The sequence below is a fragment of the Bacillus sp. PK3-067 genome (assembly GCF_056738645.1).
On the sequence record NZ_CP096490.1, the window covers coordinates 4,441,349 to 4,456,445 of the forward strand.

Annotated in this window: 13 protein-coding genes and 1 other annotated feature; all 13 genes read right to left on the reverse strand. The window is 37.5% G+C overall.

The features are described 5' to 3' along the window. Positions 1-23 precede the first annotated feature (23 nt). Entirely contained in the window at positions 24-569 is a 546-nt protein-coding gene (gene mreD, locus M1D73_RS22855) for a rod shape-determining protein MreD (RefSeq protein WP_000975766.1), read from the reverse strand. Positions 570-583: 14 nt separating this feature from the next. Continuing rightward, positions 584-1,435, reverse strand: a complete 852-nt coding sequence (mreC, locus tag M1D73_RS22860) for a rod shape-determining protein MreC (RefSeq protein WP_001135488.1) — start codon at positions 1,433-1,435, stop codon at positions 584-586. A gap of 41 nt (positions 1,436-1,476) precedes the next feature. Then, positions 1,477-2,496 (reverse strand): cell shape-determining protein MreB, encoded by a 1,020-nt coding sequence (mreB, locus tag M1D73_RS22865; protein ID WP_000466736.1) that lies wholly within the window; start codon positions 2,494-2,496, stop codon positions 1,477-1,479. A gap of 157 nt (positions 2,497-2,653) precedes the next feature. Next, the gene (gene radC, locus M1D73_RS22870; protein WP_001013390.1) at positions 2,654-3,331 is read right to left on the reverse strand and encodes a RadC family protein; all 678 of its coding nucleotides are present in this window, start codon (positions 3,329-3,331) and stop codon (positions 2,654-2,656) included. Positions 3,332-3,377: 46 nt separating this feature from the next. Further along, on the reverse strand, positions 3,378-3,953 hold the full coding sequence (locus tag M1D73_RS22875) for a Maf family protein (RefSeq protein ID WP_001226290.1): 576 nt from the start codon (positions 3,951-3,953) through the stop codon (positions 3,378-3,380). 232 nt (positions 3,954-4,185) lie between these two features. Then, complete coding sequence (locus M1D73_RS22880; RefSeq protein WP_000361009.1) at positions 4,186-5,136, reverse strand: stage II sporulation protein B; 951 nt, start codon at positions 5,134-5,136, stop codon at positions 4,186-4,188. 165 nt (positions 5,137-5,301) lie between these two features. Beyond that, the gene (locus M1D73_RS22885; protein WP_121868087.1) at positions 5,302-6,603 is read right to left on the reverse strand and encodes a bifunctional folylpolyglutamate synthase/dihydrofolate synthase; all 1,302 of its coding nucleotides are present in this window, start codon (positions 6,601-6,603) and stop codon (positions 5,302-5,304) included. Positions 6,604-6,696: 93 nt separating this feature from the next. Then, positions 6,697-9,342: a valine--tRNA ligase gene (locus M1D73_RS22890; protein WP_481157966.1), complete on the reverse strand. Its 2,646-nt coding sequence runs from the start codon at positions 9,340-9,342 to the stop codon at positions 6,697-6,699. A gap of 37 nt (positions 9,343-9,379) precedes the next feature. Further along, positions 9,380-9,611 (reverse strand) — a binding site (T-box leader). A gap of 250 nt (positions 9,612-9,861) precedes the next feature. Continuing rightward, positions 9,862-10,887, reverse strand: a complete 1,026-nt coding sequence (gene ysxE / locus M1D73_RS22895) for a spore coat protein YsxE (RefSeq protein ID WP_000350658.1) — start codon at positions 10,885-10,887, stop codon at positions 9,862-9,864. Between the two features lie 66 nt (positions 10,888-10,953). Further along, complete coding sequence (gene spoVID, locus M1D73_RS22900; RefSeq protein ID WP_002024850.1) at positions 10,954-11,964, reverse strand: stage VI sporulation protein D; 1,011 nt, start codon at positions 11,962-11,964, stop codon at positions 10,954-10,956. 79 nt (positions 11,965-12,043) lie between these two features. Beyond that, positions 12,044-13,333: a glutamate-1-semialdehyde 2,1-aminomutase gene (gene hemL / locus M1D73_RS22905; protein ID WP_000712943.1), complete on the reverse strand. Its 1,290-nt coding sequence runs from the start codon at positions 13,331-13,333 to the stop codon at positions 12,044-12,046. Then, positions 13,333-14,322 (reverse strand): porphobilinogen synthase, encoded by a 990-nt coding sequence (hemB, locus tag M1D73_RS22910; protein WP_001087065.1) that lies wholly within the window; start codon positions 14,320-14,322, stop codon positions 13,333-13,335. Before hemB ends, hemL begins: the two co-directional genes overlap by 1 nt. 20 nt (positions 14,323-14,342) lie before the next feature. Next, positions 14,343-15,095 carry a uroporphyrinogen-III synthase gene (hemD, locus tag M1D73_RS22915; protein WP_000992353.1) on the reverse strand — a complete coding sequence of 251 codons (753 nt, stop codon included), beginning with the start codon at positions 15,093-15,095 and terminating at the stop codon, positions 14,343-14,345. Positions 15,096-15,097: the final 2 nt, after the last annotated feature.

Sequence of the window (15,097 nt, forward strand, 5' to 3'; positions counted from 1 at the left end):
CACCGATTCAATTCGACATAAAATTAGAAAATCCTTTTTTCTTTTTCTTCCATCGCTTTTGAAAGACGCACTATATATCGTCTCAGTGGGAAACAAACTATCAATAAGAAAATAGCATTTAACAATAAAGTAGAAAGGAGACGATCTGTGAAAAAGACATACGCTGGCATATGAGTACGTCCTAATAAAGTTAAGAATCCATACACATAATACTCTAGTGCTACAACGCTAGCTAATATGATAGAAACAACAATAAATAAATTCAATTGTAGTACTTTCATCACACTATATACTAAATAAGCTAAAATCGGATAAGCAAAAATATATATCCCGACAAGTTCTGTGTATACGGTATCAAATAAGAAGCCAAATAATAGTCCGTAATAAATCCCTTGGACCGGACTATAATACACTGTAATAAAACATAAGACGATTATAAAGAAATGCGGTGCTGCTATGCTGTCTTTCCAAAATACATCCGTTGGAACAACAGTAGCAAACATATTTTCAAATAGAAACACAAAAAGGAGCAAAAGAGGAAGAGCTGCTCTTTTTAATATCTTCATCATCTCTTCTTCTCCTCCTATTCTAATGGCGCTGAAGGTGTTGCACGTTTAGCAACCGTAATATGCTCTACGTCATTTAAATCAGCGGCAGGTTTTACATAAGCTGTTTTTGTTAAGCCATATGCATCCGGCTGAACTTCAACGATTTTTCCAATTACAAGACCTTTCGGGAAAATATCACCCAGTCCAGATGTTACAACTAGTTGATCTTTCTCTACCGGTGCATCAGAGCCAATCTTTGTGAAAAGAAGTAATTGCTTTTCTTTGTCATAACCTTCAATCAATCCAAAGATTTTCTCTTGCCCTTGTACAATAGCAGAAACGCGATTTGTTCGGCTCATAGAACTTAGTAATTCTACTGATGATGTAAACTGAGATACACTTTTCACTCTTCCAACTAACCCTTGTGAAGTTACTACAGCCATATCTTTTTTAATTCCTTGCTGTGCCCCTTTATCAATTCCAATTAAATCGTACCATTTATCTGGATTACGAGAAACAACAGTAGCTGGAATTTCAGTATACCCGCTATTTAACTCTTTTTTACCAGTTAGCTCTTGTAACTTCTTGTTATCATCTTCTAATTGTTTTACTTTCCCTGATAGACCTGCATAATTATCTAATTTTGCTTTTAATTCTTTATTCTCTTCATACGTGCGCTTTACATCCTCTACATTTTCGAAGAATCCAGCTACGTATTTCGCTGGCTTTTGGAATACACGTTCTACAACACCGACAGTATCTTTAACAAACTGCTCTGGCCATGTTAAACTGTTCCGTTCTTTCAATGAGATTCCAATCAATGCCACGAGAAGAATAATACTAACCAACAAAACAATTAATCTTTTGTTTAAGAAAAACTGTGGCACGTTCACACCCTCTTAATTTCACTGATTTTTATTTTGCAATATTATCGAGCAGCAGTTTTGAAAAGATCGATATTGTCTAATGCTTTACCTGTTCCAATTGCTACGCAATCTAATGGATCTTCTGCAACAAGAACTGGCATTTTCGTTTCTTCACTAATTACTTTATCTAAATTACGTAGTAATGCCCCGCCACCTGTTAATACGATACCGCGGTCCATAATATCAGCCGCTAATTCAGGTGGAGTTTTTTCTAACGTATTTTTAACTGATTCTACAATCGCATCTACTGTATCTTTTAATGCATCTGCAATTTCTTCTGGCTGAATTAGTACTGTTTTTGGTAAACCACTTACTAAATCACGACCGCGAATTTCCATAGGCTCGATACCTTCTGGCTCGCCTGCAGAACCAATTTCTAATTTTAATGCTTCAGCTGTTCTTTCACCGATCATTAAGTTATAGCTTTTCTTAATGTACTGAATGATTGAATCGTCCATATCATCACCAGCAACACGGACTGACTGGCTTGTTACAATACCACCTAGAGAAATAATTGCAACTTCTGTTGTACCGCCACCGATATCAACAACCATACTACCAGTTGGTTCCCAAACAGGTAAGTTTGCACCAATTGCTGCTGCAAATGGCTCTTCGATAGGATAAGCATCACGAGCACCCGCTTGACGAGTCGCATCGATTACTGCACGTCTTTCTACAGCTGTAATACCAGATGGTACACATACCATTACATACGGCTTACGTGAGAAGAAACCGTTTGATTTTTGAGCTTGTTGAATGTAATATTTCATCATTGTTGCAGTTGTTTCATAATCAGCAATTACACCGTCTTTCATCGGGCGAAGTGCCACAACGTTCCCTGGTGTACGACCAATCATTTGTTTTGCATCGCTACCTACAGCAACGATTTGTTTCGTATCAGTTTGTAACGCAACTACTGAAGGTTCACGTAAAACTACACCTTTTCCTTTTACATATACAAGCGTGTTCGCAGTTCCTAAGTCTATTCCAAGATCGCGAGTAAATCCACCAAATCCAAACATATTATTTATCTTCCTTTCTTGTTTTCACGGACTCATTTTTTCTTACTTTATATTATAAAAACAGTACGTTTTTTATATCTTTATCCTTTTTGTAGATAAATTTCTACAAAAAACTCATAAATCACATTATAAAACAAAATAAGTAAAAAGCATAGTCTTAAATATGACCTTTTTCCTTTAAACTCACGAATTTATGGTCACCTATTATAATATGATCAAGCACTTCAATTCCGATAATCTGGCCGCATTCTACTAAGCGTTTTGTTACTGCAATATCTTCACGGCTCGGCGTGGGATCTCCTGAGGGATGGTTATGAAGACATATGATAGAGGCTGCTGCACGACGGAAGGCTTCTTTAAAAACTTCTCTCGGGTGTACAATTGACGTGTTTAAACTTCCAATAAAGATCGTTTGCCTATGTATAACTTGATTTTTTGTATTTAAATATAAACAAACAAAATGCTCTTGTTGTAAAAAACGCATTTCTTCCATCATGTATTTCGCACAATCTTCTGGACTTCGAATACTATATCTATTTTGATATTCTAAACGTACCATTCTTCTGCCTAGTTCAAAGGCTGCCATAAGTTGCGATGCCTTTGAAATCCCAATACCATGTATACTAATTAGCTCTTCTAATGTTGCATCTTTCAACATACGTAAGCCATCAAATTGATGTAAAATTTTATCTGACAACTTTAAAACTGTTTCTTCTTTAGAACCTGTTCTGAGTAACACTGCGAGAAGCTCTCGATTTGATAAACTTCCAGCACCTTCTAACAATAAACGCTCCCGTGGCTGTTCTTCTCTTACAACATCACGAATACCGTTCATCTCTCCACCCCTTTATTTGTTCTCTCAAAGAAAACCCCATGCAATTTTACGCATGGGTTACATCAATATCAAATTGTTTTAATTCCCGAACGAGACGTGCAATTGGTAAGCCAACTACACTATAGTAGTCCCCTTGAATATTTTGAACGAAAATAGATCCTTTACCTTGAATCCCATAACTACCGGCTTTATCAAAAGGTTCTTTCGACGCGACGTATGTATCAATTTCCTCTTCTGTTAACTCCCAAAATGTAACTTCTGTACGCTCATAAAAAGTAACCGTTTTTTCTTTTGCTATAATTGCAACACCTGTATACACTTCATGTGTTTTCCCTGATAGTAATTGCAACATCTCTTTCGCCTCATCCTCATTAGAAGGCTTACCAAGAATACGCGACTCATATGTAACAATTGTATCTGCACCTAACACAATGTGATCACTATTATTTTCTGCCACCGCTGATGCTTTTTGCAAGGCAAGCGACATTACAATATCAGAAGGCGATGAATATGCACCAATTGTTTCCTCTACTTCACTTACAACGATTTCAAATGGCACACTAGCTAACTCAAGCAATTCCTTCCTCCGAGGTGACCCTGAAGCTAAAATTATTTTTCTCATATTTTCTCCTTCCTTTCTCACATGAAGCAGAACAATTTATATTAATCGTATCAAAGGAATAGTTTGCCCACAAATGAAAGAAATATTAATTTCTCTAACTAAAATAACACTTCTTTATTGCATACGATTATATTCCTGTCATAGAGAAAGCACTTTGCTCTAAATTCAAAAGAAAAGAAAGAAGTACATGTACTTCTTTCTTACTCATTTTATTATCCTATCATTTCACTTTCTACGAAACAATTTTTTCATACGAGAGTAAACCATCAATAATAACTTGATTTAATTTCGCCAAAGATTCCTTATCCATCTTCCCATCTTTTACTGTTTGTACAGCTACCGACGTATACATATACAGTTTCTTTGCTTCTTCTTGTTTCATACTTTTCCCTTCTTTTTCAACCTTTTTCCATTCTTTTTCAATTACTTCTATATCTTTTGCGCTGCTTTTTCCACCAACTTGTACGCTAGAAGCATATTTTGCTAAATGAGTGTATAATGGCTGCACTTTTGTTAAAAATGTTCCTACTTCTTTATCATCTTTCAGCAATGCTTTATCTGTTATATCCCAGTTCTTTTTTAAAACGGAGACACCATCATTTTTATACTTAGTCATTAATTGATTTATAGACTGTTCATCGCTAGCAATACCAACAACTATTGCATACTTATCACCGCTCGGTCTCAAAGCACCAATGCCCCCATTGCCTTTCCATTCTTCAAGAGCTGCCTGTCCCTTTTCTTCAGAAGAATAAAGCCCCCCTTGAACAAAAAATAATTTCATTGGATCCAATGAAGTTCCTGCTTGTGCTTTTTGTTTTTCTTCTTTCGGTGCTGGTGTTTGTTCTGCCGTTCCACCCACCTTTGATTCTCCATTTCCAGTCGGCCTTGAAGCTGTCACTTCACTTCCTCCTGTCGTTCCTTGTCCAGTAAGTAAATGAAGCATCCCCATTCCAAACGCCGTACCGATAATGATTGCAGTTGCAACGATTACAATTAATGTATTACTCCACTTCTTTCGGTATTTTTCCACAGACATTGATTTCGCTTTTTGAAACGGAACAACATTTTTCGGTCGTTCACTTTCTACTACCATCCATTCAAATTCATCTTTCTTTTTTTCCTCATACTTCGCTTCTGTTCCATTCACTTTCACTGAGATCGTTCGTGATTGCTTGTCCATACACTCACACCTCACCTCTTATCGTTGTCCGCATCATATCATATTCATTTCATAAAAAAACGAGATATTTGTCAGAGGAATTCGCCAAATAACCCTATATATTTATCTTATATGTATGCATTTGACTTCATTTGTAGAACAAAAAAACTAGATAGCAAAGACTATCTAGTTTTTCTCGCAAATATATTTTCGTACTTCAGAAATGAAATAAAGAGAACCTGTTATGATAAAAACATCATTTTCTGCTATCATTTCAACTTTTGTATCAATTGCCTCTTTCCAATTTTCAAAAACTAATTTTGATTCTTTCTGTGAATATGATGCAAGCTTATCAGCAGAAATAGCACGATCAAAGGCGAATGTTGTAAAAATAATTTCATCTGCAATGGTTTCTAATTGGCCTACCATGTTATGTAATTGTTTATCACCAAGGGCAGTAAATAACACTATTACATTTTTATCTTTGCAATGCGCTTCTACTGTTTTCACAAGGCTTTCGATACCTTCTGGATTATGAGCACCATCTATAATAATATCTGGATTACTTTGCAGTTTTTCAAAGCGCCCCACCCAATACGCTTCCTGTAATCCAGTTCTTATTTCTTCTTCCTCAATTAAAAATGATAAGTATGTTTTTACATACATGACTGCCATAAGCGCAAGTGCTGCGTTTCCTACTTGGTGGCTGCCTTTCATTGTGATTCGCACATCTTCAAAAGAGGCGAAAGGACAAGTGAAATCGAACTGTTCTCCATCTTCACTAGACTGTTTATGTAATGCTGTAAAATGGTTGCCCATCTCGTATAAGTTTGCATGATTTTCCTTTGCAACATTTTGAATGACTTGCAAAGCTTCTTCATCTTGTACACCAGTAATTACCGGCACGCCAGACTTAATAATCCCCGCCTTTTCATATGCAATTTCTCCTAGTGTATTTCCTAAAATATGCATATGATCGTGACCGATATTCGTAATAATCGTGAGAACAGGGTGTATAACATTGGTAGAATCAAAACGTCCACCAAGCCCTGTTTCAAATAAAACAACATCACAGAAATTGAATTTGCCGAAATAGCAAATCGCCATAACAGTAATAATTTCAAACTCTGTCGCTTCCCCTAAATCCGTTTCATCTAGTTTTTCCACGACTGGTTTTACCAGCTTTACAAGTTCAGTAATCTCTTCGTCTGCAATTGGTGTTCCATTCACACTAATGCGTTCATTAAATGATTCGATGTAAGGAGAGGTAAACGTTCCTACCTTATATTTCGCGCCTTCTAACATGTAACGCATATATGTTAACGTTGAACCTTTTCCATTTGTACCAGCAAGATGAACACATTTTATATGACGCTCTGGATTTCCGAGCTCTTCTAGCATCCAATTCATTCTTTCTAATCCTGGTTTAATACCAAATTTCAATCGGCTATGAATCCACCCTATCGCTTCTTCGTATGTATGTATCACGTATGCTTTTCCCCTTTCAAAAGACAACTTTCATAGTTCTATTATACGCAAAGAAAAGAGACTCACCAATATAGTGAGTCTCTAAAAATATTTTTACTTTTCAAGATCTGCTAGACGTTGACGAACTGCTTCGCGTTTTTCTAGGTAATCTTGCTCTTTCGCACGCTCTCCTTCAATAACCGCTGCAGGAGCTTTCGCTACGAAACCTTGGTTAGAAAGTTTCTTCTGTACACGTTCTACTTCTTTATCGAACTTCTCAAGTTCTTTCTCAAGACGAGCTCTCTCTTCATCAAGATTGATAAGATCAGCTAACGGTAAGAATAACTCTGCACCTGTTACGATTGCAGTCATTGCTTTTTCTGGCGCTTGTAAGTCCGTTTGAATTGTTAATTCGCTTGGGTTACAGAAACGCTCAATGTAAGAGCTATTTTTCGTAAGTTGAGCAAGTACAGCCTCATCTTTTGCTTTAATTTGCATTTGAACTTTTTTGCTCATTGGCGTATTTACTTCTGCACGGATGTTACGAACAGAGCGAATGATATCAACTAGAAGGTGCATTTCTGCCGCAGCCTCCGTATCTTGTAAATCTTCGCGAACTGTTGGCCACGCAGCTACTGTAATAGACTCGCCTTCATGCGGTAAATGTTGCCAAATTTTCTCTGTTACGAATGGCATGAATGGGTGTAATAGACGCATTGTTTGATCTAATACGTAAGCTAAAATAGAACGAGTTGTTTTCTTAGCTGCTTCATCTTCACCGTATAGTGGAAGTTTCGCCATTTCAATATACCAATCACAGAAATCGTCCCAAATGAAGTTGTATAATGAACGACCAGCTTCACCGAACTCATATTTATCCATGTTACGTGTTACGCTTTCGATTGTTTCGTTTAAGCGAGTTAAGATCCACTTATCCGCAACTGATTTTTCACCAGTTAAATCGATTTCTTCATACTTCATATCATCCATGTTCATTAATACGAAACGTGATGCGTTCCAAATTTTATTAATGAAGTTCCAAGTAGATTCTACTTTTTCCATGCTGAAACGTAAATCTTGACCTGGTGCACTTCCTGTTGATAAGAAGAAACGCATTGCATCTGCACCGTACTTCTCGATAACATCCATTGGATCAATACCGTTACCAAGAGATTTACTCATTTTACGACCTTGCTCGTCACGAACTAAACCGTGAATTAATACATCTTTAAATGGACGCTCGCCTGTAAACTCTAAACCTTGGAAAATCATACGAGATACCCAGAAGAAGATGATATCATAACCCGTTACTAGTGCATCTGTTGAATAGTAACGTTTGAAGTCTGCTGAATCTTCATTTGGCCAACCAAGTGTGGAGAATGGCCATAATGCTGAACTGAACCATGTATCAAGTACATCGTTATCTTGATTCCAGTTTTCAATATCTGCTGGTGCTTCTGTACCTACGTATACTTCACCAGTTTCTTTATGGTACCAAGCTGGAATACGGTGTCCCCACCATAATTGACGAGAAATACACCAGTCATGAATATTTTCCATCCAACGTAAATATGTGTTTTCAAAACGCTCTGGTACGAACGTTACTTTTTCTTCTTCTTTTTGTTGAAGCGCTACTGCTTTTTCAGCAAGTGGAGCCATTTTTACGAACCACTGTGTTGATAAATAAGGCTCAACAACCGCACCGCTACGCTCACTATGACCTACTGAATGCATATGTGGCTCGATTTCTACTAATACGCCAGCTTCTTGTAAGTCTTTTACTAATTCTTTACGGCATTCGAAACGATCCATACCGTTATACTTACCAGCTTTTTCGTTCATCGATCCATCTTCGTTCATTACTAAGATGCGTGGTAAGTCATGACGGTTACCTACTTCAAAGTCATTCGGGTCATGAGCTGGCGTAATTTTTACAACGCCCGTTCCGAAATCTTTTTCTACGTACTCATCAGCAATAATCGGAATCTCACGGCCTACGATTGGAAGTGTAACTGTTTTTCCGATTAAATGTTTGTAACGATCGTCTTCTGGATGAACTGCTACTGCTGTATCACCAAGCATCGTTTCTGGACGAGTAGTAGCAAGACGAATGTGACCAGAACCATCTGTTAACGGATAGTTCATATGGTAGAATGCACCTTGAACTTCTTTATGAATTACTTCAATATCAGAAAGAGCTGTACGTGTTGCTGGATCCCAGTTGATGATATATTCACCACGGTAAATTAAGCCTTTTTCGTATAATTGAACGAATACTTTATTAACCGCATCTGATAAACCTTTGTCTAATGTGAAGCGTTCACGAGAATAGTCTAGTCCTAAACCAACTTTCCCCCATTGTTGACGAATGTGAGAAGCGTACTCTTCTTTCCACTCCCAAGCTTTTTCAAGGAATTTTTCACGGCCAAGATCGTAACGTGAAATACCTTCTTCACGAAGTTTTCCTTCTACTTTCGCTTGTGTTGCGATACCAGCATGGTCCATTCCTGGAAGCCATAGTACATCGTATCCTTGCATACGCTTCGTACGAGTTAAAATATCTTGAAGAGTTGTATCCCAAGCATGACCTAAGTGTAACTTACCAGTTACGTTTGGAGGTGGAATTACAATTGTATACGGTTGTTTCTTCTCGTCTCCTGTTGCTTCAAAATATTTGCCTTCAAGCCACCATTGATAAAGGCCTTCTTCAACGGACATATGATCATATTTAGTTGGTAAATTCTTTTCCGTGTTTGACATTATTTTCCCTCCTTAAAATAAAAAATGTCCCTCATCCAAAAAGGACGAGGGACATCGCGGTACCACCTTTATTTACAAACAAATTCATAATTTGCTTATACTCTTAATTTGATAACGGACAAATCCGTCTTTTCCTAATAAGAACTATTCCGTTCAGAAAAGATGCTCCAGGGCTACCTTCTAACATAACTATCTAGAGAATCTCCCAGCTAATGATTCTCCTCTCTGAAGACGTTTCATGTTATACTCTTCCCCTTCAAGGCATTTATATGATTGTTAATTATTATATACAATAGTGTAAAAAACGAAACCTTATTCGTCAAGATAAATTTAAAACTACAGCTTTTGGTGCCAAAAAGAAGATAAGTAGAATCCTCTACTTATCTTCTTTACCCCGCTATTTGTGGGCAGTAAGACCTCCACCTCAAAACTCAGCTGAAGCAAAGAAGTTAGATGGGAGCCCTGGTGCCCGTAAACGCCCAATTAGTGAAGGCTAATCATCAGCGGGGAATGTTTACTTTATCCGTTCCCTTGCTGGGCAGCTTGTAATTGTGACAGGAAATATTCTATATTGCTAACGAGCCAATGCGATTGTTGCAAACTCTTTACTCCGCGCAGTTCATTTTCCTCGTTACGATTATCTCTTCTTTTCTTATAAGACTGGATTTGCCGAATAAATTGCGATGGATACGTCATATACGCAAACATAAGTAGTTGCTCTTCTTTCGTAAAAGGGAAATTTTTTTGATACATTTGAAACCATTCAAACCGATCACTTCTTGCGATTGGATATGTGTTTAAAGACCGTGAATAAAAACCTACTATATCTTGCACAGGCGTTGCAAACTTCGATTTTTCTAAACTAATAAAATAGCCATTCCGTTCATAGTCAAATAAAAAATGATTCAGTGACACATTACCATGCACAAAAGTAATACGCGTTTTCTCCTTTTCTTTCATCGCATCGTTCCACTCATTTAATTGCTTCGTTGCAAATTCACGCGCTCTCATTACATGATGATAGTACGTACAATATTGCAATTCAAACGGGGACATATACCATTTTGATTCAGATTCTACGAGAAACTCTTCTAACATCTCACCATCATTTTCCCAACGATCGGATATACTTGTATAATGTTTTTCTAAATCTTCTTCCGTATACGTTTCTTCCTTCACAGTTTTTTGATGCAACGTTCCAAGTGTCTGAAACATTTTATGGTATTGATCATTGTCCTCACCGTTTCCTTCTGCACGTTCTAACCAAGGCATTAAATAATAATTATACGTCCCGTCACTTAAAATATAACTTCCATCCGTCGCATGATATATAGGTACATAATTTGAAAAACCTTTCTCCTTCAAATATTGAATATGATGCAGAAAGTTATTCCGCTCTAACTTTCTGCCTTCTATTTTCTTGAGTGCATATGGACCTTGATTCGTATAAATTTTCATTACATTTCCGTGCTCTTCCATATGCTGCGTATCCAATCTATATTGCCTCACGATAGGTTCATAGTGATTTCGCAACTCAATATCCATACGAATAACCCTTTCTATTCAAAACATAGCCTCTAAGAAAGGAAGTGAGTGAAAACACTCACTTCCTTATTTCGCCTTTACCCTTGAAACGGGAATATAAATAATTTGCCCCGTATTTAAAAATATATCTTCTGTTTGATTGACACGGTATAAATTTTGTACAGACGTTTCATAACGGTCTGCAATAGATTCAATTGTATCCCCTTCTTGCACGAAATACATTCTTAACTTTGTAAATTCTTCTTCCGGTTCTTTCGTAAATAGTTTTGTTAAATAAAGCGCATTTTCATCTCGCTGTGAGTACTCTTCTTCTTGTTCTTCCTGCTTTTTCGCTTTTTCTTTCTTGAAATCTTTTCGTCCGAACAGTTCAAATTGCGGCGTTGTTTCTTGCTCCTCTTCACGTTCCACAAATTCATGTTCTTCTATTTTCTCTTCTTCTAATTCCTGCTCTTTTCTTTCCTCTAATTGGAACGGTTCAAATGCGTAATCTTCCCACTCATCTGATTCCTTATATGCTGGTTCTTCTACATGCGGCGCCGGTCTATTTTCATCCTCTTGCGCTGAATCTTCTTCTAACTCAGCATACACCGTTTCTTCCTCTTCAACTTCATCCTCGCTTCTCTCTTCATCACACAAACCGGTAATAGATATATCCGCTAATAATTGTAAGCAACCATTTTCCTTTAATTCATAATCAAATTCCTCGATTGATACATATAGCTCTTCAATTACTTTCACTCGATTTCTCGGAATTGATATTTCAAGTGGAAAGGAATGAACAAGTTCATTAACCCCATCTTCTCTTGTTTCTACATAATCAATTGACTTTGCTGGCGATAGTTCTCTTAATGAATACGCGGAATCATCTTTTCGTGCAACATACTCTCCCGTTAAATCTAATTGTCCTCTCACGATTACTTCATGATCAAGCTCTTCTATCTCAACGTCTGGATCTAACGAAATTGACAAAAGTTCTTCGACTTCCTGTCCTTTTTGGAACCACACAGATTCTTTTAATGAAAATCGTAATGAATGATCTGTAGCCACTTCTTTTCCCCCTCCCAAACTATATGTCATTACAGATTTATGTGTGGGAAGCTTACTTTATGAATAAAAAAAATCGCTCCCCTTATGGAGAGCGATTTTCTCTAATACACTACGCTTTTAATTTTGACATTGCAATTTCAGCTGCTGCAATCGTCGCTTCAATATCTGCATCACTATGTGCTGTCGATAAGAATAAACCTTCGAATTGAGATGGTGGTAAGAATACACCTTGTTCTACCATTTCACGATAGTAAGCCGCAAAGAATTCTAAGTTTGAAGATTTTGCTGCATCGTAATTAATAACGGGTTCATCTGTAAAGAAAATACCAATCATAGAGCCTGCACGGTTAATATGATGCGGAATGCCATGTTTTTCAGCTGCTTTACGTAATCCAGCTTCTAACATTTCAGCTTTACGCTCAAATTCTACATATGATTCTGGCGTTAACTGTACTAACGTTTCATAACCTGCCGCCATTGCAAGTGGATTACCTGATAAAGTACCAGCTTGGTAAATCGGTCCGCTTGGCGCAACTTGGCGCATAATTTCTGCTTTACCACCGTATGCTCCTACCGGTAAACCACCACCGATTACTTTACCTAGGCATGTTAAATCAGGCGTTACGCCATAATAACCTTGGCCACAATTATAAGCTACTCGGAACCCTGTCATTACTTCATCAAAAATAAGCAATGCACCGTTTTGTTCTGTTACTTCACGAAGACCTTCTAAAAATCCAGGCTGCGGAGGAACAACCCCCATATTTCCTGCTACTGGTTCTACAATTACACAAGCAATATCATCACCGAATTGTTCAAACGCGTATTTTACGCTTTCTAAATCGTTATAAGCTACTGTAATCGTATTTTTCGCTACACCTTCTGGTACACCAGGACTATCTGGTAAACCTAAAGTCGCCACACCAGAACCAGCTTTAATTAATAACGAATCACCATGACCGTGGTAACAACCAATAAATTTCAAGATTTTATTACGACCTGTATAACCACGAGCTAAACGTAGTGCACTCATTGTTGCTTCCGTTCCAGAGTTAACCATACGCACAATCTCAATTGATGGCACGCGCTCAATAACAAGTTTTGCTAATTTATTTTCAATTTCTGTTGGTGCACCGAAGCTTGTACCTCTTTCAGCAACAGATTTTAACGCTTCTACAACACGATCATTTGCATGACCATGAATTAAAGGACCCCATGATAATACGTAGTCGATGTATTCATTCCCATCGATATCATATACTTTAGAGCCTTTTCCACGCTCCATAAACAACGGATTCATCCCAACAGACTTAAAGGCACGAACCGGGCTATTTACGCCACCAGGCATTAAGTCTTGCGCCTCTTCAAACGCTGCAATTGACTTATCAAACTTTTTCATTATTTAGCGCCTCCTTCTTGTAACCATCTTGCTGCATCTTTTGCATGATACGTAATAATTAAATCTGCCCCTGCACGTTTCATACTAATTAATTTTTCAAGAACAACTTCTTTTTCATTAATCCAACCATTTTGCGCTGCCGCTTTAATCATCGAATATTCACCACTTACATTATAAGCGACAACTGGTAAATTAAAGTTATTTTTCACATCACGAACGATATCTAAGTAAGAAAGAGCTGGTTTTACGATTAAGAAATCTGCACCTTCCATTACATCTGATTCTGCTTCACGGAATGCTTCCATACGGTTTGCCGGATCCATTTGATATGTTTTACGGTCACCAAATTGCGGTGCACCGTGCGCAGCATCACGGAATGGTCCATAAAATGCTGATGAATATTTCACAGCGTACGACATAACTGGCACGTGTCCAAAACCATTTTCGTCTAATGCATGACGAATTGCTGTTACGAAGCCGTCCATCATGTTTGATGGCGCAATAATATCCGCTCCTGCTTTCGCTTGACTTACAGCTGTTTTCGCAAGAACTGCAAGAGACTCGTCATTTAAAATAATCCCATCTTCAATTACACCGCAATGACCATGGCTTGTAAATTGACATAAACATGTATCTGCAACTACTACTAGCTCAGGGAAATCACCTTTAATTTGCTGAATAGCACGTTGTACAATTCCATGATCACAATATGCTGATGATCCAACTTCATCCTTTTCAGCAGGTAAACCAAATACAATAACAGAACGAATACCTAAATCAACAACTTCTTGCATTTCAGCTTGCAATAAATCTAAAGACATTTGATATACGCCCGGCATAGAAGGAACTTCATTACGAACATTTTCACCTTCTAATACAAAAATAGGGTAAATAAAATCTTCCGTATGTAAAAACGTTTCACGCACAAGTGCACGCATGCCCCCGCTTTGTCTTAAACGACGATGACGATTAAATTGTAAAGAGTTCATAGATTTCTATCCCCATTCTTTCATTTTATAGATTCACAAACATATTGTAGTAATGCTTCTACAGTGTACTCTTTCGGCACAATAACAGACGGAAAATAAAGACTTGCCTCTTTTTCCGTAATAGGTCCTATACAAGCAATTGTACATTTTTTTGTCCATTCTCTCCAGTTTGTACCCTCAAGTAAACGAACAAAACTAGTAACAGTTGAAGGGCTCGTAAATGTAATAATGTCTACTTTCCCTAACTTCAATGCTGCTATAAGTTCTTGCTTTTTTTCTATATTCACTTTCGTACCGTATACGATTAGCTCATCTAGAGAAACACCAATTTCCCGAAGTGCAACCGGAATTACCTCTCTTGCTAAATTCCCTTTCGGAAATAAAATACGTTCGTTTCCACTTAATTCTTTTAGAAACTCTTCTGCAAATGCTTCTGCAACAAATGAAGTCGGAACAAAATGAACTTGATAGCCCCTTTTTTCTAACTCTAATTTTGTTTTCACACCTACCGCAGCGATTCTAATGGTTAGCGGTAGTTTCTTTTTTAAACTATCTAGAAAAAAAGCTACACCATTTCTGCTCGTAAAAATAACCCAGTCGTATGAATGTAGCTGCTCTTCAATATGTTGAATTTGCCTATGAGACATACCTTCCATACGCAAAAGCGGAATTTCCAATGGAATTCCGCTCTTTTCTTTCACTGCTACACTCATTTGTTTCGCTTGATGCTGGGCACGTGTAATCAATACCGTTTTTCCAGCGAGAGCGTTCATAT